This is a genomic window from Nonomuraea sp. NPDC049480 (assembly GCF_044465905.1).
GTDB lineage: Bacteria > Actinomycetota > Actinomycetes > Streptosporangiales > Streptosporangiaceae > Nonomuraea.
In genome coordinates, this window is record NZ_JBITMD010000011.1 from 228420 (window position 1) to 249195 (window position 20776).

18 protein-coding genes are annotated in these 20776 nt (G+C 69.7%); 12 read left to right on the forward strand and 6 right to left on the reverse strand.

Annotation, left to right across the window (positions count from 1 at the left end; translation table 11 throughout):
• Positions 1 to 59: 59 nt before the first annotated feature.
• Positions 60 to 314: a hypothetical protein gene (locus ACIBX3_RS30540; RefSeq protein WP_397122941.1), complete on the forward strand. Its 255-nt coding sequence runs from the start codon at positions 60 to 62 to the stop codon at positions 312 to 314.
• A gap of 301 nt (positions 315 to 615) precedes the next feature.
• Here the strand turns inward: ACIBX3_RS30540 and ACIBX3_RS30545 are convergent, their stop codons facing one another.
• On the reverse strand, positions 616 to 1398 hold the full coding sequence (locus tag ACIBX3_RS30545) for a CAP domain-containing protein (RefSeq protein ID WP_397122943.1): 783 nt from the start codon (positions 1396 to 1398) through the stop codon (positions 616 to 618).
• Positions 1399 to 1693: 295 nt separating this feature from the next.
• On the opposite strand from ACIBX3_RS30545, the gene ACIBX3_RS30550 reads away from it, so the two are divergent.
• Entirely contained in the window at positions 1694 to 2467 is a 774-nt protein-coding gene (locus ACIBX3_RS30550; protein ID WP_397122945.1) for a class I SAM-dependent methyltransferase, read from the forward strand.
• 121 nt (positions 2468 to 2588) lie between these two features.
• Here the strand turns inward: ACIBX3_RS30550 and dacB are convergent, their stop codons facing one another.
• On the reverse strand, positions 2589 to 4133 hold the full coding sequence (gene dacB / locus ACIBX3_RS30555; RefSeq protein WP_397122947.1) for a D-alanyl-D-alanine carboxypeptidase/D-alanyl-D-alanine-endopeptidase: 1545 nt from the start codon (positions 4131 to 4133) through the stop codon (positions 2589 to 2591).
• Between the two features lie 182 nt (positions 4134 to 4315).
• Positions 4316 to 4867 carry an FHA domain-containing protein gene (locus tag ACIBX3_RS30560; RefSeq protein ID WP_397122949.1) on the reverse strand — a complete coding sequence of 184 codons (552 nt, stop codon included), beginning with the start codon at positions 4865 to 4867 and terminating at the stop codon, positions 4316 to 4318.
• Between the two features lie 86 nt (positions 4868 to 4953).
• Between ACIBX3_RS30560 and ACIBX3_RS30565 the strand changes: the two genes are divergently transcribed.
• Genes ACIBX3_RS30565 through ACIBX3_RS30575 form a run of 3 tightly spaced genes read left to right on the forward strand, consistent with a single transcriptional unit; the run spans position 4954 to position 8731 of the window.
• On the forward strand, positions 4954 to 5466 hold the full coding sequence (locus tag ACIBX3_RS30565; RefSeq protein ID WP_397122951.1) for a PadR family transcriptional regulator: 513 nt from the start codon (positions 4954 to 4956) through the stop codon (positions 5464 to 5466).
• A complete protein-coding gene (locus ACIBX3_RS30570) occupies positions 5463 to 6146 on the forward strand; it encodes an ABC transporter ATP-binding protein (protein ID WP_397122953.1) in 684 nt (227 codons plus the stop codon). The genes ACIBX3_RS30565 and ACIBX3_RS30570 overlap by 4 nt, the downstream gene beginning before the upstream one ends.
• A complete protein-coding gene (locus ACIBX3_RS30575) occupies positions 6143 to 8731 on the forward strand; it encodes an FtsX-like permease family protein (protein WP_397122955.1) in 2589 nt (862 codons plus the stop codon). The genes ACIBX3_RS30570 and ACIBX3_RS30575 overlap by 4 nt, the downstream gene beginning before the upstream one ends.
• Here ACIBX3_RS30575 and ACIBX3_RS30580 read toward each other — a convergent pair.
• On the reverse strand, positions 8691 to 10052 hold the full coding sequence (locus ACIBX3_RS30580; protein WP_397122957.1) for an MFS transporter: 1362 nt from the start codon (positions 10050 to 10052) through the stop codon (positions 8691 to 8693). The two genes, ACIBX3_RS30575 and ACIBX3_RS30580, sit on opposite strands and share 41 nt — an antisense overlap.
• Before the next feature lie 73 nt (positions 10053 to 10125).
• Positions 10126 to 10980 carry a hypothetical protein gene (locus tag ACIBX3_RS30585; RefSeq protein WP_397122959.1) on the reverse strand — a complete coding sequence of 285 codons (855 nt, stop codon included), beginning with the start codon at positions 10978 to 10980 and terminating at the stop codon, positions 10126 to 10128.
• 243 nt (positions 10981 to 11223) lie between these two features.
• Here ACIBX3_RS30585 and serA point away from each other — a divergent pair, with 243 nt between their 5' ends.
• The 3 genes from serA (at position 11224) to ACIBX3_RS30600 (ending at position 15879) form a co-directional block, all read left to right on the forward strand.
• A complete protein-coding gene (gene serA / locus ACIBX3_RS30590; RefSeq protein ID WP_397122961.1) occupies positions 11224 to 12813 on the forward strand; it encodes a phosphoglycerate dehydrogenase in 1590 nt (529 codons plus the stop codon).
• Positions 12814 to 13513: 700 nt separating this feature from the next.
• Complete coding sequence (locus tag ACIBX3_RS30595) at positions 13514 to 14560, forward strand: 3-isopropylmalate dehydrogenase (protein WP_397122963.1); 1047 nt, start codon at positions 13514 to 13516, stop codon at positions 14558 to 14560.
• A 221-nt stretch (positions 14561 to 14781) separates the two neighbouring features.
• On the forward strand, positions 14782 to 15879 hold the full coding sequence (locus ACIBX3_RS30600) for a branched-chain amino acid aminotransferase (RefSeq protein WP_397122965.1): 1098 nt from the start codon (positions 14782 to 14784) through the stop codon (positions 15877 to 15879).
• Positions 15880 to 15917: 38 nt separating this feature from the next.
• Here the strand turns inward: ACIBX3_RS30600 and ACIBX3_RS30605 are convergent, their stop codons facing one another.
• Entirely contained in the window at positions 15918 to 16565 is a 648-nt protein-coding gene (locus tag ACIBX3_RS30605) for an O-methyltransferase (protein ID WP_397122967.1), read from the reverse strand.
• 24 nt (positions 16566 to 16589) lie between these two features.
• Here ACIBX3_RS30605 and ACIBX3_RS30610 point away from each other — a divergent pair, with 24 nt between their 5' ends.
• The 4 genes from ACIBX3_RS30610 (at position 16590) to ACIBX3_RS30625 (ending at position 20716) form a co-directional block, all read left to right on the forward strand.
• A complete protein-coding gene (locus tag ACIBX3_RS30610) occupies positions 16590 to 17225 on the forward strand; it encodes a DsbA family protein (protein ID WP_397122969.1) in 636 nt (211 codons plus the stop codon).
• A 181-nt stretch (positions 17226 to 17406) separates the two neighbouring features.
• On the forward strand, positions 17407 to 18981 hold the full coding sequence (gene cimA, locus ACIBX3_RS30615; RefSeq protein ID WP_397122971.1) for a citramalate synthase: 1575 nt from the start codon (positions 17407 to 17409) through the stop codon (positions 18979 to 18981).
• Between the two features lie 155 nt (positions 18982 to 19136).
• Positions 19137 to 19946 carry an alpha/beta fold hydrolase gene (locus ACIBX3_RS30620; protein WP_397122973.1) on the forward strand — a complete coding sequence of 270 codons (810 nt, stop codon included), beginning with the start codon at positions 19137 to 19139 and terminating at the stop codon, positions 19944 to 19946.
• Positions 19943 to 20716, forward strand: a complete 774-nt coding sequence (locus ACIBX3_RS30625; RefSeq protein WP_397122975.1) for a MerR family transcriptional regulator — start codon at positions 19943 to 19945, stop codon at positions 20714 to 20716. Before ACIBX3_RS30620 ends, ACIBX3_RS30625 begins: the two co-directional genes overlap by 4 nt.
• Positions 20717 to 20776: the final 60 nt, after the last annotated feature.

Sequence of the window (20776 nt, forward strand, 5' to 3'; positions counted from 1 at the left end):
GGGCAGATCACCTCCCGATAGCTACGGAGAGTAGTCGATCGGTATAAGAGGAGAAGCATATGTACAGAGCAGGACTCATCCTGGCTGGTCTCGTCGGCGGGATGGTCACGTTCGGCGGCTCCGCGCTAGCTGTGGCACCCAACGTCACCGCCGAGTCAGTCCAGACCCCTATCCTGCCCGGCCCGAGCAACACCGCGGACGACGGCAGGGCGCTGATGTTCGGTGAGGGGAGCAATCTCGGCCAGGACAACGACGTCCTCGACCTCGACCTCGCGAACGAGCTGCTCCGGGGCCTCGGCATCCTGAGCAACTGACGAATCGCGTGACGGAGGGGCCCGCCCTGGGGGCAGGCCCCTTCGCCGTGCTCAGCCCGCGTACGCGAACTGCCCGGCGCCGGGCGCCGGCTGGAGGGACGCGACGACCACCTGGTGAAGCCCGGGTCGCTCGGTGGCGGCGACGCCGTGCTTGGAGAACGGGGCCTCGATGTGCGGGCCCGGCCGCGGTCCTGTGTGCGGGGGGAGGCGCGGCCGGGCCCGCTGGGAGGGGAGCGCACCGGGCGTGCGGTGGGAACCGGCTCGGGGTGGGGCCGGTGAAAGCCCTGGCGCTCCCTTGGCTCTAGCGCGTGGCGAAGTCCTGGGTCCAGGTGGGGCCCTTGGTGTTGTGCCCGACGCCGATGTGGGTGAAGGCGCAGTTCATGATGTTGGCCCGGTGGCCCGGGCTGTTGAGCCAGTCCCTGACCACGACGGCGGCGGTGGGCTGGCCCTTGGCGATGTTCTCTCCGGCCCTGGTGAAGACGAAGCCCGCCGCCCTGATGCGCCGGTCGAACGTACGGCCGTCGCGCGAGTCGTGGTCGAAGTAGTTGTTGGCGGCCATGTCGGCCGAGTGGCGTTCGGCGGCGAGGTGCAGCTTGGGGTCGTGGACGAGGGGCTTGCAGCCGCTCCTGACCCGGGCGTCGTTGGTGAGCTTGACGACCGCCGTCTCGACGGCCGAGGCGAAGCCCTTGCCCGTGCCCGCGGCCGCGCGCCCGCATGACAACTTCGCCGAGCGGGACGTGCTGACCCGGCCCTGCGCGTCGAGCGCGACGACGTAGTAGCGGCGCGCGGTGGCGGCGCACCCGGCCCCCGCGGTGATCTTCCCGTTGCCGATGACCTGCGAGCCGCTCTTGACCACGCGGTCGGGGCCGGTGACGGCCACCGTGATGCGTACCCGGAGCCGGGCCTGGTCCGCGCAGCCGGTCCTGACCGCAGTGCCTCGGACCTTGCCCTTGGACACGAACGGCTTGACCGCCACCACCCGGCACGCCTGTTGCCTGGCGGTCGCCGCCTGGGCGGCGGGCGCGGGGAAGCTCAATGCCGCCAGACTTCCGAGGCAGGCAAGTGCCTGGAGTTGTCTGCGCATTTTGTCCTCCGGGTGGGGGCTCGACACTGCGTCGAACCCGCATTCTGGTCCTCCCAAGTCGGCCATGTCCCGAAAAGTCGACCTATATCTGGAGCTCCAAGTGGCCGAATCGTGATCAGACCCGGCCGAACTACGTAAACCACAGCGGCCCCCTGCGGCTTAGCACTTCAGTTGGCGGATGTGCGCTCAGGTTGGCGAGTTCTGCGCGCATCTGGTGTGCCGGCGCTCCCAAAGGGGCCGGAGCACCTGGGCCAGCGGTGGTCGTGGGCACAAACGTCTGTGTCGCCCGTGACTGATGAGCCACAATGCCTGCATGTCTGCTATGCCCGAGAAGCATGTTGAGGCCGCGTCTTCGTCGCGATTCAACGACTACGACAGGATCGCCGAGGGGTACACGGCCGAGAACGAGACCAGTCTCGCAAACGCGTACTACGAGCGGCCCGCGATGCTGGAGCTCGCCGGGGACGTGACCGGAAGGCGCATCCTCGACGCCGGCTGCGGCTCGGGTCCCCTGTTCTCCGCGCTGCGCGATCGAGGCGCCATCGTGACCGGCGTCGACGCGAGCGCCGGGATCCTGGAGATGGCCCGACGGCGGCTGGGCGCCGACGCGGATCTGCGGGTCGCCGACCTGGCCGGCCCACTGCCCTTTCCCGACGACGCGTTCGACGACGTCATCGCGTCCCTGGTGCTGCACTACCTGGAAGACTGGGGACCGACACTGGCCGAGCTGCGACGCGTGCTGAGGCCTGGTGGCCGGCTCCTCGTCTCGGTCGATCATCCTTTCGTCATCACTCTCCTGCAGCAGATGGCCGGGGAAAAGCCCAAGTACTTCGAGACCCGTAACCGGACCGAAGAATGGACCATGGGCGGGCAGACCGCCCAGATGAGCTTCTGGGACCGGCCGCTGCACGCGATGACCGAAGCCTTCACCGCGGCGGGCTTTCGCATCAGCGTCATCAGCGAACCGCCGTTTGTGCCGGAAGCCCGCGAGCTGTTCCCCGAGGAGTTCCGCGAGCGCACCGGCACGAGGTTTCTGAGCTTCTTGTTCTTCGTTCTCGAAGCCGGCTGACGGTGCCTCGTGACGATCAATTGTCATGGCTCAGCGCTTCAGCGGGCGATTCCCGCCAACTGAAGCGCCAAGTCACAGGCCCCCTGAACGTCAGGGGGCGGCGGGGTGGGTCAGGAGCCGGCTAGCACTGTACGGGCTTCAGCCACGAGCATTCGAGGTCGCCTGCCGAGGCGTCGTCCGCGGCGCCGAGCCGGGCCGTGGTGTTGACCGGGTTGGCGCGGGAGAACTGCGCGAGCCGGATGGCGATCTTGTCCTCGATGTCCTTGGGTGAGCCGGACAGGTACTGGTTCAGCATGATCGAGAAGATCAGCGGCTCGCCGTCGGCGCTCGTGACGTACCCGGACAGCGCCGTCACTCCGGTCAGCGAGCCGGTCTTGGCGTGGACGTTGTTCGCGGCCGGTGTGTTCCGCATCCGGCTGCGCAGCGTGCCGCCGACGAAGCGGTCGGCGTTGCCGGCGATGGGGAGGGACTCGTACCACGTCGGGAACCACGGCTTGCCGCGTACGGCGGTCAGCAGCTGCGCGATCGAGCCGGGCGAGAACCCGTCGCGGCGGGACAGGCCGGAGCCGTCCCGCATGTTGATCACCTGCACGCCGTTCGCCCTGGCGAAGTCGGTGCTGACCTTGAGCCCGGCCGACCACGTGCCCTGGTTCGCGACCTTGCGGCCCATGGCCTTGGTGAGGATCTCGGCGTGGATGTTGTTGCTCAGCTTCATGAACGGCACCAGCAACTCGCCCAGCGTCATCGACTCGTGCTTCGCCAGCTCCTTGGCACCCTCGGGAGCCGCCCCGGTCGTGGTCGGTCCGAGGATCTTGACGCCGTGCTTGGCCAGCGACTTGCGAAACAGCGAGGAGACGTACGCGGTGGCGTCGTCCACGGCCACCCACTCCTGGTACGGGTCCGCCACCGTACCGGTGATCACGACCGTCCGCGTGCCGTGCTGCCGCTCGATGAGCACGTTCGTCCTCGAGCCCACCGTGGCCCTGTTGACGATCTTCAGGTAGCCGGTCTCCGGCGTCGTGGAGACCTTGACCTTGTCGCCGTCGGCGGCCACCGCGACGATCACCGAGCCCGCGTCGTAGTCGCGGTCGGGCGAGGCGGTCAGGGCGGAGATGGGCGCGGCGTAGTAGGCGGTCTCGTCGTCCCACGACCAGTCGTTGCCGAGCCGCTGGGAGTCGAACCAGGTGTCGTCGGCCACCAGCTTGCCCGCGACGACCTTGACGCCCGCCGCCGCGACCTTCGCCGCCAGCGCGTCGTAGTCGCCGGCCAGCATGGTCGGATCGCCGGTGCCGCGTAACACCAGGTCGCCGGTCAGGATCGAGCCGGCCCTGCGGCCGTCGCTCAGGACGGTGGTGGGGAAGCGGTAGTCGAGGCCGAGCGTCTCCGCTGCGGCGGCCGAGGTGAACAGCTTGGTGTTGGACGCCGGGAGGAGCAGCTTGCCGGCGTCGGTGGCGTACAGCTCCTCGCCGGTCTGGGCGCTCTTGACCACGACGCCCGCTCTGGCGATCGTGAGGCGCGAGTCGCTGAGGATCTGGTTGATGTCCTGCGTCAGGTCGGCGACGCCGGCCGAGGGGTCGAGGGCGACGGCGGGTAAGGAGGGGCTGGACGCCCACGCGAGGGCTGCGACGAGCGCGCCCGCGACGAGGGATGCAGAGGTGCGCCGCATGGGAACTCCAAATGACTGGGGGCTCGCATGAGAGCATGAATCACCGTCGCCCCCGTGCAATACGCAAATATCCGTATTTCTCCCCACGCACAGGAGTCCGCCCGGCACCTCACGGCCGGCACGCCTGCGGTTCCGGGGCACGGCGAGCTGTCCGTCGGCGCACGTCGGCGCGGACCGGCAGGTCAGACGGAAGGCAGGCTCGCGGTCACCAGGAAGCCGCAGTCGCCGAACGAGATCTCGTCGCCCGACTTCACCCGGGCGGGCCCCACGAGCCGCCACCCGTTCAATCGTGTCCCGTTGAGTGAGCCCAGATCGACCAGCATCCACCCGCCGTCGTCCTGCCGCCGCAGCTCGGCGTGGACCCGGGACACGGTCAGGTCGGAAAGCACGAGATCGCAGGCGGAGCCCCGCCCCACCACATAACGCAGCCGATCGTCGTCGGGCAGGGCTAAACGCGGCAGCCGCGGCCGCCGCCAGGCGGTCTGCAGCTTGGTGGTGAACTCTGACACCGACGCCACCGCGTCCGTCAGCCGCTGCCGGATCGTCGGCCGCCGCGGCAGGTCGGCCACCAGCTCGTCGAGCTCCCACTGGTTGCGTGCCCGCAACGCCTGGTCAACGCGGCCGACGAAGGTGTCGTGGGAGATCCGGCCTTCTACGGCGCGATCCTTGAGCTCGTCGATCGCACGGTCACGTTCCCCGTCGGATGCGCGAAAGGGCGGATGGGTCGAGCTCATGTAGCGAGTATCGGGCCGAATTTCGCTCGTGTCCAGAAAACCGGATCACTTGCGCGGAGCATACTCGGTATGCATACTCAGTATCCATGTCGATCAGACACGGACTGCTCGCGTTGCTGAGCAGCGGACCGCGCTACGGCTACCAGTTGCGGGTGGAGTTCGAGGCGTCGACGGGGGCGACCTGGCCGCTCAACATCGGCCAGGTCTACACGACGCTCTCGCGGCTGGAACGCGACGGGCTTGTCGCACCGGACGGTGCCGACGAGCAGGGCCGAGCCGTCTACACGATCACCGAGGCCGGTCTTGCGGAGCTGGAGCGATGGTTCAGCACCCCCGTCGCCCAGAGCGACCGGCCTCGGGACGAACTCGCCATCAAGATCGCGATGGCCGTGGCCGCCGCGGACGTCGACGTGGGCGAGGTCATCCACACCCAGCGCATGGCGACCATGCGCGGGCTGCAGGAGCTCACCCAGGCCAAGCGGGCCACCACCGGAGGGTCCGCGCAGCGGCTGGTCATCGATTCGCTGATTTTCAAGGCCGAGGCGGAGCAGCGCTGGCTGGACCACTGCGAGGCCGTTTCCAAGGAGAAGAACGCATGACTGTGGTGAGGTTGCGAGAAGTGACCCGCGAACACGGCCCGGTGCACGCGCTCAGGGGCGTGAGCCTGGAGGTGGCGAGCGGGGAGCTGGTCGCGGTGATGGGCCCGTCGGGCTCGGGCAAGTCGACGCTGCTCAACCTGGCCGGCGGCCTCGACAGGCCCACCTCCGGCAGCGTGACGATCGAGGGGCGCGATCTCGCCGAGGTGAAGGACCTGGCCGCGCTCAGGCGCGGCAGCGTCGGATACGTCTTCCAGGACCTCAACCTGATCCCGTCCCTGACGGCCGCCGAGAACGTGATGCTTCCCAGGGAGCTCGACGGCGTCCGGACGGGACGGGCGCGCGCCGAGGCGCTGACCGCGCTGGCCGACGTGGGGGCCGAGGAGATCGCCGACCGCTTCCCCGAGGAGCTGTCCGGCGGCCAGCGCCAGCGGGTGGCCGTCGCCAGGGCGCTGGTCGGGGATCGCCGCCTGGTGCTGGCCGACGAGCCGACCGGCGCGCTCGACACCGCCACCGGCGACGGAATCCTGCAGCTGCTGCGCTCCCGCTGCGACGAGGACGGCGTGGCGGTGCTGCTCGTCACCCACGAGCCCCGCTACGCGGCCTGGGCCGACCGCGTGATCTACCTGCGCGACGGGCTGATCGCCGAGTCGAACGCCGTGCGGCTGGAGAGCGCCCGATGAGCACCTTCCGCGCCGCGCTGCGGATCTCGCGCAGGGACGCGCTGCGCTTCAAGGGCCGCAGTACGTTGATCATGGTGATGATCGGCCTGCCCGTGCTGATCATCACGGCGGTGCTCACCGGCGCCGCCACCACGGACGCCGCCCCGCGGGACAAGCTGGACTCCTTACTGGGCGCGGCCGACGCCCGCATCGACACCCTCCCCAGCCGCAACCCGATCCGGCAGGACTACGTCGGTGGCGTCACCTTCCAGCAGCCGAAGGAGCGTGCGGAGCGTCCGTGGACGCCCGCCGAGATCAGCACGCTGCTCGACGGCCGCCTGCTCCGCTATCAGTCCAGCCTCGTGGAGGCCAAGCTGGCGGACGGCTGGGACCACGTGGACGTGTACGAGGTGGACCTGCGCGACCCCATGACCAGCGGGATGCGTCCCCTCGTCGAGGGCAGGCTTCCATCCGCCCCCGGCGAGGTCGCCGTGTCCCCCGAGATGATCGACATAGGCAACACGATCGGCAGCACGATCAAGGTGTTCCGGCCGGATCGCACCGTGCGGGTGGTCGGCGTGGTCGAGCATCCGAACCGCCCGGGCCTGCGCGAGATGGTCGCGCTGCCGGAAGGGTTGCTGCAGCACCAGAACGACGGCAACAGCAGCGGCTGGCTGATCGACACGCCCGCTCCCGTGCAGCGGGCCGACATCCGGCGGCTGAACCAGGCAGGACTGGCCGTCAGCTCCCGCGCCGTGATCGAGAGCGCGACGCCGGCCGAACTCGACCGAGCGGACCGCACCCCGGACGACGGCGTTCGCGGGCTGGCCTGGGCCGGCATCGCCGTCGTGCTCGTCGTCACCGAGACCGTCCTGCTCGCCGGACCCGCCTTCGCCGTCGGGCTGCGGCGCAGACGCAGGGAGCTGGCGATGATCGCGGCGCAGGGCGCGAACGGCCCGCAGCTCCAGACGATCGTGCTGGCCGACGGTCTCGTGCTCGGCGGCATGGCCGCGCTGCTCGGGTCCGCCCTCGGCATCGGCGCGGGGGCGCTGGTGGAGTGGGCCGCGGCCCGGGCGCTGGACTGGCAGCACGGCCCCCTGGACGTTCCGTGGCTGCAAGTGCTCGGGGTGGCCTTCCTCGGCCTGATCAGCGGGCTGACCGCCGCGCTGGTGCCCGCGGTCCAGGCGAGCCGGCAGAGTCACGTACAGGTGCTGGCCGGGCGCGCCGCCGTGGACACGCGCGACCGCGCGGGGCGCCCCGTGCTCGGGATCGTGCTGGTGGCGCTCGGGCTCGGCGGCAACCTCTACGCCATGAGCCACGGCGTGCTGTCCGTGGCGGCCTCCGCCTTGCTGCTCGTGCTCGGCCTGGTCGCGCTGATGCCGTGGCTGGTCCGGGCCACGGGACGGCTCGCCGTGCGGCTGCCGCTCCCGCTGCGCCTGTCCGTACGCGACGCCTCCCGCCACCGCGTCCGTACCACCTCCGCCGCCGCTGCCGTCATGGCGGCCACCATGGGGGCGGTCACGCTCGGCATCGGCGCCAGCAGCTCCTACGCCGCCCGGGAGGCGAACCGGGACTCGGTGGTCCCCGTGGGCACCGTGACGATCCGCAGCAAAGGGACGTCCGACCAAGCGTGGGCCAGGCTCCGGGCGACGGTCCAGGAGCGGCTGCCCGGGGTGGACCTGGTCGAGGGGCTGGAACCGGAGGACGCACAGGGGCGGGACGTGCTTCTGACCGTCGGTGACAGGACCTGCGCCAGCAAGTGTGCCCATGCTCTCTTGACCTGGGTGCCGGTCGGCGACGAGCGGCTGCTCGCCCTTCTGCAGGGACGCCGGGATCCGCAGGCCGCGGCGGCGCTGGCGGCCGGCAAGGTTGTGGCGTTCGACCCCGCTGTGGTGCGCGACGGCATGGTCGAGCTGAGCGCGAGCTACTGGGGCGCAGAAGGCAAGACGTCGGCCAAGGTGTGGCGGGTGCCCGCCGTGGTGGCGCGCGGGGCCGACGCGGAACAGGGCGGCGTCATCGTCCCGGTGGGAGCGCTGGCGCAGGCGGGATTCAAGTCGGCGCCACGTGCCCTCTACGCCGCGAACGTGAATGTCACCGTCCAGGAGCACCGCCTCCGGACCGACCTGCGGGTCGTGGGCGCGGAAACGGCGTTCGTCCACGTGGAGCAAGGCTACGAGGGAGATCGTTTCTTCGTCCTGTTGATTCTCCTCGGCGCGGCGCTCGTCCTCGTGCTCGGCGGCACGTTCGCGGCCACCGGCCTGGCCGCCGCGGACATGCGACAGGACCTGGACACCCTGTCGGCGGTCGGCGGGGCGCCACGGGTGCGCAGGCTCGTCGTGGCGGCCCAGGCGGCGTACATCTCGGGCCTCGGCGCCGTGGTGGGGCTGGCGGCGGGCGCGGTCAGCGGCATCGTCGCGACCTGGCCGCTGACCACGCCCGCCGGCTTTCGTCAGCCGGGGGAGCCCTTGGTCACGTTCGGTCCCGCGACGATCGACGTCCCCTGGTTGTTCCTGGCCGGGGTGGTGATCGGGTTGCCGCTCCTGGCGGCGCTGGTGGCGGGCGCGTTCACGCGGACGCGTCTGGTGCCGGCGCGGCGGGTGGCGTGAGGCGGTACTTCACCGTCATCAGCACCGACAGCAAGATGATCAGTGCGGGGATCGTGGTCTGACCGATGAGGATCGCGGTTCCCGCGCTGTCCGGCTGCTGGACCGGCCTGCTCGGCTCGGACTCGATGAAGCCGCCGATCGACAGGATCACTCCGAAGATCAGCGCGCCGAACGAGGCGACCGCGCTCTCGATGGCCGTCCACAGCCCGGTCAGCACGCCGGCGCGCCGCTTGCCCGTCTTCGCCGCGTCCTCCGCGATCACGTCCGCCAGCATCGAGAACTGCAGCAGTTGCAGCCCCGAGTACCCGACGCCGACCAGCGCGATCATCATGTGTGCCCACACGCCGCCGAGCAGCGGGGTCGCCATGGTCGCCGTGGTGCCGCCCGCGAACAGCAGCGTCGCCAGGATCATCGCGCCGCGCTTGTCGTACCGCCTGGCCAGCCGCACCCACAGCGGCATCGTCAGCAGGATCGGCCCCACCAGCGCGGCGAAGAGCGTCTGCGTGGCCTTGGGGGAGCCGAGGGTGTACGTGGCGAAGTACGGCGCCCCGGCCAGCATCATGCTCACCGCGAGCATCTGCGTGCAGGCCAGCATCGTCAGCCACAGGAACGCCCGGTTCCCCTTGATCGCCGCGAACTGCTCCCGCCACGTGCCGCGGTCCGCCTCCGGGGCGCCGGTCATGGGCGCGCGGGCGGTGCCGAAGAAGGTGCCGAGCATGGCGGCGAACATGACGATCGCGATCGTGATCGCCATCAGCCGGTAGCTGCCCAGCGTGCCGTCGTCGCCCTCGCTGGTGGCGATGGCCGGCGCCAGCACGCCGCTGATCGCGGTGGCCGCGCCGATGAACACCATCCGCCACTGCAGCAGCGACGTGCGCTCGTGGTAGTCGTGCGTCATCTCGCCGGGCATCGTCTTGTACGGGACCTCGAACAGCGCGTACGCCGTCGCCGTCGCCAGGTAGCACACCCCGATGTAGACGGCGGCCGGGGTGCCCGTCAGCGGCGGCCCGGCGAACACCAGGAAGAACGCGATCGGGAGCGTGCACGCCCCGGCCAGCAACCACGGCCGCCGCGGGCCCCAGCGCGAGACGGTGCGGTCCGACCAGCGCCCGACCAGCGGATTGATGACCAGGTCCCAGACCTTCGGCGCGGTGACCACCACGCCGGCCAGCCACGCGGGCACGGCCAGGAAGTTGGTCATGTAGTACAGCAGGAGCAGCCCGGGCACGGCGTTGACGGTTGCCGTGCAGAAGGAGCCCACCCCGTAGCCGAGGCGCACGCTCCTGGGGACCGTGGGCGCGCTCACCGCCGATGTGATCATGCTCTCATTGAAGCCGAGCGAGCACTCGTTTGGGGAGGCCCAGTTTCCCGGGCCTCCGCCTCCTGCCGGCGCGTCAGTCGCTCATGTCGGCGCAGACCACGTGAGCGCCGATCTCGATCATCCGTTGCTCGCTGCGCGCGTCCGCCACCCTGGCCATGAGGATCGGCGCGCCACTGGCCGCGAACTGCGGCAGCCTCGCCCGCACCAGGCGGTGCAGGTCGCGTACGACGTCCTCGGCCGCCGACATGTGCGTCTTGACATGCAGCATGATCCCCGGAACCCCGGACGCGGTGCGGGCCTCCGAGATCCAGACGTGGTGCACGAGCGGGAAGTCCATGAGCAACTGCCCGATCGCCTGCCGCAGCGCGGGCAGGATCGGGTGCGTGCACCGCCGGTATCCCGGGTCCACCTGCTGCATCGGCCCCGACAGGTGCGGCCGGGGCGCGGGCACCCACGGGATCGCCGGTGCCTCCGGACTGGGCGGCGCCACCTGGGCCAGCGCGGCACCGCGCGACACGGTGGCCATCGCGCCCGTCGCGTAGGCGGCGGGCACCGCCCCCGACAGGACGGGTGTGGGCCCCGTGCGCGTCGTGGTGAGGAAGCGCTGGAGATCGTCGATGGGCACGGCCGCGGCGGCTGGTCCGGCCGCGTCGATCACGATCTCCCGCACGCCGGTGACGCGCTGGATGTCCAGGATGGTGTCGGCGTCGCACGCCGACAGGGAATGGCTGCCACGGTGACGGGCGTAGGTGGCCGGGCTGGTGTAGCCCAGCAACACGCGGTCACCGGCCTGTGTCGTCCCGAGGACGACCGAGCGGTCTGGTCGCACTGCCACCAGGACACCACCGTCTGCGAGGGCGCCCAGCAGGCGGCGGGGGGTGCCATGCTGGGCGAGCACGTCGGCAAGCGCAGGATTCCCGATGCTCATATGACGAACCATAGGTAGTTGGCCACGGCTTATCAGGCTAATGGTGAAGAAATCTCCCGATCAAGACAAAGATGGGTGCAGAGTGGATGACTTTGCGGCCGTCTGGGTACGCCCGGAGCTGTCTCACATGGTGGGTCCCTCGTGAACGCGTTCACAAGCGGCGGATAGACTCGGTGGGACCGCCGGGGGATCCGTGGACGTGTCCCCCGTAGACCCGTCGCATGCCCCAAAGGATCCACACCTGTGAACAAGCCCGTCGTTCTGGTCGCAGAGGAGCTGTCCGAGGCTGGCCTCGCCGTGCTCGGCGCTGATTTCGAGGTCCGCCACACCGACGGCGCCGACCGTTCCCAGCTGCTGCCCGCTCTCGCGGGCGTGGACGCGCTGATCGTCCGCTCCGCCACGCAGGTCGACGCCGAGGCCATCGCCGCGGCGCCCAGGCTCCGCGTGGTCGCCCGCGCCGGCGTCGGACTCGACAACGTCGACGTCGAGGCCGCCACCAAGGCCGGTGTCATGGTCGTCAACGCGCCGACCTCCAACATCACCAGCGCCGCCGAGCAGACCGTCGCCCTCATCCTCGCCAGCGCGCGCAACACGGCCCAGGCCCACGCCGCGCTGAAGAACGGGGAGTGGAAGCGGTCCAAGTACACCGGGGTCGAGCTCGACGAGAAGGTCGTCGGCATCCTCGGCCTGGGCAAGATCGGTCAGCTGGTGGCCCAGCGGCTGCAGCCGTTCGGCGTCGAGCTGATCGCCTACGACCCCTACCTGCCGCCGGCTCGCGCCGCGCAGATGGGCGTCAAGCTGCTCAGCCTCGAAGAGGTGCTCAAGCAGGCCGACTTCATCACCGTCCACCTGCCCAAGTCCAAGGAGACCCTCGGGCTGATCGGCGACCGGGAGCTGCACCAGGTCAAGCCGACCGTCCGCATCGTCAACGTCGCCCGCGGCGGCATCGTGGACGAGGCCGCGCTCTACTCGGCGATCAAGGAGGGGCGGGTCGCGGGAGCGGGTCTCGACGTGTTCGCCAAGGAGCCGTGCACCGACAGTCCGCTGTTCGAGCTGGACGAGGTCGTCGTCACGCCGCACCTCGGCGCCTCCACGCACGAGGCCCAGGAGAAGGCCGGCACCCAGGTCGCGCGGAGCGTGAAGCTGGCGCTGGCCGGCGAGTTCGTGCCCGACGCCGTCAACGTCCAGGGCGGCGCGGTGGCCGAGGACGTCAAGCCGGGCCTGCCGCTGGCGGAGAAGCTGGGCCGGGTGTTCACCGCGCTGGCCGGCGAGGTCGCCACCAAGCTCGACATCGAGGTGCGCGGCGAGATCGCCTCCCACGACGTGCGGGTCATCGAGCTGGCCGCGCTCAAGGGCATGTTCGCCGACGTGATCGAGGAGCAGGTCACCTACGTCAACGCCCCGCTGCTGGCCAAGGACCGCGGCATCGCCGTCGAGCTGGTCACCAGCTCCGAGAGCCCCGACTGGCGCAACGTGGTGACCGTGCGCGGCGTGCTCGCCGACGGCCGCCAGGTCTCGGTCTCGGGCACCCTGTCCGGCCCGCGCCAGATCACGAAGATCGTCGAGGTCAACGGCTACGAGATGGAGATCGAGCCGACGGCCCACCTGGCGTTCTTCACCTACACCGACCGGCCCGGCATCGTCGGCGTGGTCGGCCGCCTGCTCGGGGAGCACCACGTCAACATCGCCTCGATGCAGGTGGCCCGCGCCACCAAGGGCGGCAAGGCGCTCATCGCGCTGACCGTCGACTCGGCGATCCCGGCCGACGTGATCGAGCAGATCATGGCCGAGATCGGCGCGGAGAGCGGCCGCTCGGTGGACCTGGAGGACTGAGCCCTCCGCCTCGTCAAGGCCGCCGCCCTCCGGGGTGGCGGCCTTTTGTTGTCTCAGCATGCAAGATACTAGGACATCCAACGAGATGCCTCGGGTACTGTAACTACAAATGCGCCAGGTGCTCGTACTCATTACCTGCCGCGGCGAGGCCTGTTAGGGCAGGTCGACGACTCGCCGCGGTGAGCGGCGTTGCGTCGGCCGGTAAGTCCCTTTCGTTCGGTCCGCGACCCGGACCGCGAGGTCAGGTCCCCGTTCGGATGCGAGCGCTGCGATGGATCCGCAGCGCAGCGAGGACATCCATCGCAGCCCTGCCGAGTCTGCTCGGCACGTCGGACAGGGTCCGAAGTCCCTATTTGGAACGCGCCCGCGAAACGAGATGAGAGCCATGTACGAGATGTATGCCTGGAACCGCGCCGAGGAACATGAGGACGAGGCCGCGGAGGCCGTCCAGACCGCGCTGGACCGCCGGGACAACGGCGGCGCGCCCCAGAACCCCGGCCGCTAGCACACCGCCGTCCGCTTCACCTCCGGCAGGGCCTTGACGCCCGGGGCGAGCGCCCTGCGCGGGGCGGCCTTGTGCCCGATGAGCTGCGTCATCGTGCGTGACGCGCGCCTCGCGCCAGGCTCGTCAGGTGAAACCGGAAGTCCGGAAAGTGAGATGATGTGTTCGTCAGTCGAGACGAGCCGGTAAGGTACCGCCATGGATTCGCGTAACATCCGCCTGGCCGTCATCCCTGGAGACGGCATCGGCGCCGAGGTCGTGACAGAGGGGCTCAAGGTCCTGGAGGCCGTGGGCACGAAGATCGAGCCCACCCACTACGACCTGGGCGCCGCGCGCTACCACCGCACCGGCGAGACGCTGCCGGACGCGGTCCTCGAGGAGCTGCGCGGCTACGACGCGATCCTGCTCGGCGCCGTGGGCGACCCCAGCGTGCCGCCGGGCATCCTGGAGCGCGACCTGCTGCTGCGGCTCCGCTTCGAGTTCGACCACTACGTCAACCTGCGGCCGGTCAAGCTGTTCCCCGGGGTGGAGACCCCGCTGGCCGACACGCCCGCCGAGGACATCGACATGATCGTGGTCCGCGAGGGCACCGAGGGTCTCTACGCCGGCACCGGCGGCGCCATGCGGCGCGGCACGCCGCACGAGATCGCCACCCAGGAGTCGCTCAACACCGCCTACGGCGTCGAGCGCGTGGTGCGTTACGCGTTCGAGAAGGCCATGACGCGGCCGCGCAAGAAGCTCACGCTCGTCCACAAGACCAACGTCCTGACCTACGCGGGCGACCTGTGGCAGCGCACGGTCAACCGCCTGGCGCAGGAATACCCCGAGGTCACGACCGACTACTCCCACATCGACGCGGCCTCGATGTTCTTCGTGACGCAGCCGGAGCGCTTCGACGTGGTCGTCACCGACAACCTGTTCGGCGACATCATCACCGACCTCGGCGCGGCCATCGCGGGCGGCATCGGCCTGGCCGCCAGCGGCAACATCAACCCCGAGCGCACCTCGCCCAGCATGTTCGAGCCGGTGCACGGCAGCGCGCCCGACATCGCCGGGCAGGGCAAGGCCGACCCGACCGCGACCATCCTGTCCGTCGCCATGCTCCTCGACCACCTCGGCCTGCACACCGAGGCGGCGAGGGTCGAGCAGGCGGTCGCCGACGACATCGTGGAGAGGCTGGCCGGCTGGACGGGCCGCTCCACCCACGAGATCGGCGACGACATCACCGCGCGAGTATCCGGCTAGGACCGCCTAGCCCCGAACGCGCCTGGCGGTCCGAGGAAGGACTGCCAGGCGCTTTTTCGCGTCCAAACAGCCGAAACAGCCCATTGGCCGCTTGCCATCCCATATAGCGAGACAATAGGAAGTACCGAGCTGCCTCCGGGCAGTTCTGCCGCAGCACCGCGGATTCCCAGATCCGCGGATCCGGTAGATTTCGCAGATTCGCAGAGAGAAGGACCTTCGTCATGACCATCGCTCAGAAGCTCAGCTTCGACGTGCAGCTATCCGACCACGCTCGCACCGCGGCCGAGCGGGAGCAGGTACTGGCGAACCCCGGATTCGGGCAGTCCTTCACCGATCACATGATCTCGATCGACTACACCGAGGGCCAGGGCTGGCATGACGCCCGGCTCGTGCCGTACGGGCCGCTCTCCCTCGACCCGGCCACCTCGGTCTTCCACTACGCCCAGGAGCTGTTCGAGGGCCTCAAGGCCTATCGCCAGATCAGCGGCTCGATCGTGATGTTCCGTCCGTATGCGAACGCCGGCCGCTTCAACCGCTCGGCCGCCCGCATGGCCATGCCCGAGCTGCCGGAGGAGACGTTCGTGGAGTCGCTGGAGCTCCTCGTCGAGACCGACAAGGAGTGGGTGCCCACCACGGAGGGGCACAGCCTCTACCTGCGGCCCTTCATGATCGCCACCCAGGCGGGGCTGGGGGTCAACTACCCGTCGAGGACGTACAGGTACATGGTGATCGCCTCGCCGGCGGCCTCGTACTTCACGGGCGGCATCAAGCCCGTCTCGGTCTGGCTGTCCACCGAATACACCCGGGCCGCCCCCGGCGGCACCGGCTTCGCCAAGTGCGGCGGAAACTACGCGGCGGCGTTCGTCGCCCAGCGGCAGGCGGTGGAGAACGGCTGCGACCAGGTGGTGTGGCTGGACGCCCAGGCGCACGAGTACGTCGAGGAGATGGGGGGCATGAACCTGTTCTTCGTCTTCCGCGACAAGCTCGTCACCCCCGCGCTGACCGGCACCCTGCTCCCCGGCATCACCAGGGACTCGATCCTGTCGCTGGCCGGTGACCTCGGCCTGGAGACCGAGGAGCGCCTCATCTCCGTCGAGGAGTGGCAGTCGGCGTGCGCGTCGGGCGAGCTCACGGAGGTCTTCGCCTGTGGCACGGCGGCCGTGGTGACGCCGGTGGGCTCGGTGAAGGGCGCCGACCGCTCCTGGACCGTCGCCGACGGCACCCCCGGGCCGGTGACCATGCGGGTGCGCGAGGAACTGGTCGGCATCCAGTACGGCGCCCGCCCCGACGCCCACAGCTGGATCCACAAGATCGTCTAGTTCGGGCGGAACCGGCGGGACTCGGGTCCCGCCGGGGGCTACGGATTCTTCCTGATCAGGGTCATGCCGTCGGCGACCGGCAACATCAGCACGGTCACCCGCGGATCCTCGATCACCAGGTCGTTGAACTCGCGGATCTCCACAGTCGTCCGCTCGTCGTGCGCGGGATCGGCCACGTTCCCACTGCGCAGGGTGTTGTCCGCGATCAGCAGCCCGCCCGGCCGCATGCGCGCGATCAGCAGTTCGTAGTAGCCGGGGTAGTTGCCCTTGTCGGCGTCCAGGAAGGCCAGGTCGATGGTCTGGTCGAACGCGGCCAGCGTCTCCAGCGCCGGCCCGAGCGTGAGCGTCACGCGGTCCGCCACACCGCCCTTCGCCCAGTAGCGGCGGGCGATCGACGTCCACTCCTCGCTCACGTCGAAGCAGTGCAACCGGCCGCCGGACAGGCCGCGGGCGATGCACAGGGACGAGTAGCCGGTGAACGTGCCCACCTCCACCACCACGTCGGGCGCCGTCATCTGGGTGATCATGGTGAGGAACACGCCCTGGTCGGGGGAGATCTGCATGGCGAAGTTGCCGCCCGCGACCTCGGCGGTCTCTTTCGACAGCTCCTGCAGGAGAGCGTCGGGCTTGGTGGAGTGCTCGTAGACGTACTGGGCAACGGCGGGTGCGATGAGGTCTGCCTTCATGTGCCCACGATAGGGTCTGCGCTGATGATGAAGCGATTGGTGGCGGTCCTGGCCGCCTGTGCGGTTGTGGCCGGGCTGTGGTTGAGCCCGGGCGGTGCGTCCTCCGAAGGCGTGCGGCTGAGCAAGCAGGCCGACGGCTCCATAGTGCTGGCGGACAGGTCGAGCGACGCCCCAGTGCTGGACGTGTTCGAAGACTTCGACTGCCCGGTCTGCAAGGACATGCACGCCAAGGTCGACGCCACGATCCAGCGGCTGGCGCGCGCGGGCAAGGTCAAGGTCGTCTTCCATCCTGTGACGATCTTCCAGGACGAGCCCATGCGCTCCAACTCCATCCGCGCCGCCGCGGCCGCCCGCTGCGTCCCCGCGGAGAACTGGCTGACCTTCAGGGACGAGCTGTACTCCATCCAGCCCGCGCCGCACGGCGTGGCGTCCGGCTTCACCGTCGAGGAGCTGGTCAAGGCCGCCAGAAAGGCGGGCGCGGCCGTCGACGAGTGCGTGCGGTCGCAGTCGTACGCCAAGGCGCACGTGGCGGAGAGCGCGAAGATCCGGCTGGAGGGCACGCCGACGGTGGTGCTCGACGGGCGGCTCCTGGGCAACGAGGCGTTCGACGCCGCCGCGCTCGAACGCGCCATCACCGGAGGCGGCGGCATCACCGTCTGATGTCCCACGGGGTGAGACCGGTGTGCCGGATGGTGAATCCGTATGGCAGACTAGGTGGCACCATGTTCTACGGTCTGCTCATTATCGGCAGGCGCGCTGGCTAACGCAGGGACACCGCCAGCGCGCAGACCTCTCACGTCCGTGAGGGGTCTTTTTGTTTTCCAGAAAGAAGTGAGACTTCATGGCCGACGACCGGTTCCACGTCTACGACACGACACTGCGTGACGGCGCACAGCAGGAGGGCCTCAACCTGACCGTCGCCGACAAGCTCGCCGTCGCTCGTCACCTGGACGGACTGGGCGTCGGTTTCATCGAAGGGGGCTGGCCGGGCGCCAATCCCAAGGACACAGAGTTCTTCAGGCGTGCTCAAACAGAGCTGGACCTGAAGCACGCGCAACTCGCCGCGTTCGGTGCGACCCGCCGGGCCGGTGTGAAGGCAGCCGACGACCCATTGGTGGCCGCTTTGCGCGAATCCGGCGCGCCGGTCGTGACCCTTGTCGCCAAGAGCCACGACCGGCACGTGGAGCTGGCCCTCCGCACGACTCTCCAGGAGAACCTCGCGATGATCCGCGATACGGTCTCTCACCTTCGTGCGGGGGGACAGCGGGTCTTCCTCGACGCCGAGCACTTCTTCGACGGCTACAAGTCCAATCCAGCCTACGCGCTGGAGGTCCTGAGGACGGCCGCCGAAGCCGGGGCCGACGTCATCGCCCTGTGCGACACGAACGGTGGCATGCTCCCGGACGAGCTGGCCGACATCGTCAACGAGGCCGTCCAGGCCGGCGCCCGCGTCGGCATCCACTGCCACGACGACACCGGCTGCGCGGTCGCCAACACGCTGGCCGCCGTCAAGGCGGGCGCCACCCACGTCCAGGGCTGCGCCAACGGCTACGGCGAGCGCTCCGGCAACGCCAACCTCTTCACTGTGGTCGCGAACCTCCAGCTCAAGCGGGGCTTCGATCTCGTGCCCCCGGCCGCGCTCGCCGACATGACCCGCATCGCCCACGCGATCACCGAGGTCACCAACGTCACGCCCAACTCCCATGCGCCCTACGTCGGCATGTCCGCCTTCGCCCACAAGGCCGGCCTGCACGCCAGCGCCATCAAGGTGGACCCCAACCTCTATCAGCACATCGACCCGGCCGCCGTCGGCAACGACATGCGCATGCTCGTCTCCGACATGGCCGGGCGCGCCTCTGTCGAGCTGAAGGGCCGCGAGCTGGGCTACGAGCTCACGCCCGAGCACACCAAGACGCTGGTCGCGCGGGTCAAGGAGCTGGAGGCCAAGGGCTTCACGTTCGAGGCGGCCGACGCGTCGTTCGAGCTGCTGCTGCGCGACACCGTTCACGGGGAGCGCAAGCGCCACTTCGAGGTCGAGTCGTGGCGCGTCATCGTCGAGCGCACCAAGGGCGGCGAGCTGGTCAGCGAGGCCACGGTCAAGGTGCACGCCAAGGGCGAGCGCATCGTGGCCACCGGCGAGGGCAACGGCCCCGTCAACGCCCTGGACAAGGCCGTACGGCTGGCGCTGGAGCAGCTCTATCCCGAGCTGGCCAGGCTGGAGCTGGTGGACTTCAAGGTCCGCATACTCGAGGACACGCACGGCACGGACGCCATCACCCGTGTCCTCATCACCTCCAGCGACGACACGGGCGAGTGGGCCACGGTCGGCGTCGCCGAGAACATCATCGACGCCTCGTGGCAGGCGCTGGAGCAGGCGGTCACGTACGGGTTGCTGCGCGCGGGGCGCGACTGCTGACCTGCCCGGACCCGGGGCGCGCCGCGCCCAGAGGCATTCGTCACCATCCGGCAGTGAATTCCTCACACTCCCGGCAAGGGCCAGGGCTCGCTGATGAGCATGGGTGTCACCCTGGGGGTTGAGGTTGACCTTAGGTCAGGGTGCACGCTGAACGGGTGACCGACTCGAACCCCACCTGGGCCGGCATGGTGCCGGTCGACGACACCGCGCTGGCCGTGACCGACACCGGTGGGCCCGGTCGTCCCGTGGTCTACCTCAATGGCCAGTTCGCCACGCAGGCGTACTGGCGGCGCGTCATCGCCGAACTCGGCGGCGACTACCGGCACATCACCTACGACATGCGGGCCCGCGGCCGATCAAGACGTTCGGCCGCAGCCGCTTCGTTCGAGGCGCACGTCCGTGACGTCGGCGCCGTCCTGGCGGCCAGGGGCGTGGACCGGCCGCTTCTGGTCGGCTGGTCCTACGGCGCGCCGGTCGCGCTGCACTGGGCCGGCCGGAATCCGGACCGCGTCCTGGGGATGGTGTCCGTGGACGGTGCCTACCCGTGGGGGTGGACCGACACCGTCACCCCGGAACGGATCCGGGGGCTGTTTCGCCGGTGGGGCTGGCTGTTCCCAGTGCTCCGCCCGCTGCACCTGTGTGCGAATATGTCCGTCGAGCAGCATGCCCAGAGCAACATCGAGCTCGTCGAGATCTGCGCCGCCCTCGGCCCGGTCCTGGACGGTGTGACCTTCCCGGTCCGGTACGTGGTCGCCACGGGTGCCAACCTCGGAGGCAGCCGGGAGGAGATGGAAAGCATGCGCGCCACCCTCGCCCCAGTGCTCGCCCGCAACCCGAACATCAAGATGAGCGTGAAGGTCGCCGGCAACCACGGCAACATGCTGCGCAAGGACTTCCGTGCCGTCGCCGACGCCGTTCGCGAGCTCGCCGGCACCCCACGATCACGAGGTCGGCGGAGCAGATGACGGGCGGCGTCACGATCGGCCAGGCGGCGGCATTCGCCGGCGTCACGGTGAAAACCGTGCGGCACTACCACAAGCACGGCCTGATCGACGAACCCTGCCGCGACAGCTCCGGCTACCGACGCTACGGATCAGCTGATCTGCTGCGGCTGATCCAAATCCGGACGCTGGCCGTCGCCGGCGTACCGCTGGCCGAGATCGGGGCGATACTCGACGCCGATCCTGACCGGTTCGCCGCCGCGCTCGTCGACGTCGAACGGCGCCTCAACGATCGGATCGACGATCTGATCGCGCGGCGTGACATGCTGCGTCGGCTCGCCACCGGCGACCGGGCCCTGCTGCCCGACCGTGTTCTCGCGAAGCTGGACAGGGTGGCCGCCGATCTCGGCTTCACCCCGGACGACGTGACGATGGCCCGGGAGGGCCTGGTGCTGATCAAAGCCCTGGTGCCGGAGGGCTTCGACGACTATGTCTCCCGGGTCGAGCGCGCCCTCGGCGATCCTCGGTACTTCTCCTTGGTCAAGCGCATGTGGTGTGCCGCCGAGTGGGAGCCGGACGACCCCCGGGTCGACGAACTCGCCACAGCCATGGCCGACTACTTCCTCGCCCATCCCTCGCTGCTGCCCATCCCGGCCGGACTCCAGGCCCGCACCGACGCCGCGATCCGGTACGACCTGCTCCGCCAGCACGGACAAGAGCAGAAGCCGGCCTGGACCCGGCTGGCGGCGTTGTTCGAGGCAAGACTGCGCTCGGCCGGAATCGACCTCGCGTAGCAGACTCCAACGGACTGAGCCCTGCGGCCGTACCCTCGGCTCGTCTTTTCCGGCAAGATC

Coding starts and splice junctions, on each gene's coding strand:
- cimA (WP_397122971.1), top strand. CDS start 17,407: ATGGCCGACGACCGGTTCCACGTCTACGACACGACACTGCGTGACGGC.
- ACIBX3_RS30540 (WP_397122941.1), top strand. CDS start 60: ATGTACAGAGCAGGACTCATCCTGGCTGGTCTCGTCGGCGGGATGGTC.
- ACIBX3_RS30550 (WP_397122945.1), top strand. CDS start 1,694: ATGAGCCACAATGCCTGCATGTCTGCTATGCCCGAGAAGCATGTTGAG.
- ACIBX3_RS30600 (WP_397122965.1), top strand. CDS start 14,782: ATGACCATCGCTCAGAAGCTCAGCTTCGACGTGCAGCTATCCGACCAC.
- ACIBX3_RS30565 (WP_397122951.1), top strand. CDS start 4,954: ATGTCGATCAGACACGGACTGCTCGCGTTGCTGAGCAGCGGACCGCGC.
- ACIBX3_RS30560 (WP_397122949.1), bottom strand. CDS start 4,867: ATGAGCTCGACCCATCCGCCCTTTCGCGCATCCGACGGGGAACGTGAC.
- ACIBX3_RS30625 (WP_397122975.1), top strand. CDS start 19,943: ATGACGGGCGGCGTCACGATCGGCCAGGCGGCGGCATTCGCCGGCGTC.
- ACIBX3_RS30545 (WP_397122943.1), bottom strand. CDS start 1,398: ATGCGCAGACAACTCCAGGCACTTGCCTGCCTCGGAAGTCTGGCGGCA.
- ACIBX3_RS30585 (WP_397122959.1), bottom strand. CDS start 10,980: ATGAGCATCGGGAATCCTGCGCTTGCCGACGTGCTCGCCCAGCATGGC.
- ACIBX3_RS30580 (WP_397122957.1), bottom strand. CDS start 10,052: ATGATCACATCGGCGGTGAGCGCGCCCACGGTCCCCAGGAGCGTGCGC.
- dacB (WP_397122947.1), bottom strand. CDS start 4,133: ATGCGGCGCACCTCTGCATCCCTCGTCGCGGGCGCGCTCGTCGCAGCC.
- ACIBX3_RS30570 (WP_397122953.1), top strand. CDS start 5,463: ATGACTGTGGTGAGGTTGCGAGAAGTGACCCGCGAACACGGCCCGGTG.
- ACIBX3_RS30610 (WP_397122969.1), top strand. CDS start 16,590: ATGATGAAGCGATTGGTGGCGGTCCTGGCCGCCTGTGCGGTTGTGGCC.
- ACIBX3_RS30605 (WP_397122967.1), bottom strand. CDS start 16,565: ATGAAGGCAGACCTCATCGCACCCGCCGTTGCCCAGTACGTCTACGAG.
- ACIBX3_RS30595 (WP_397122963.1), top strand. CDS start 13,514: ATGGATTCGCGTAACATCCGCCTGGCCGTCATCCCTGGAGACGGCATC.
- ACIBX3_RS30575 (WP_397122955.1), top strand. CDS start 6,143: ATGAGCACCTTCCGCGCCGCGCTGCGGATCTCGCGCAGGGACGCGCTG.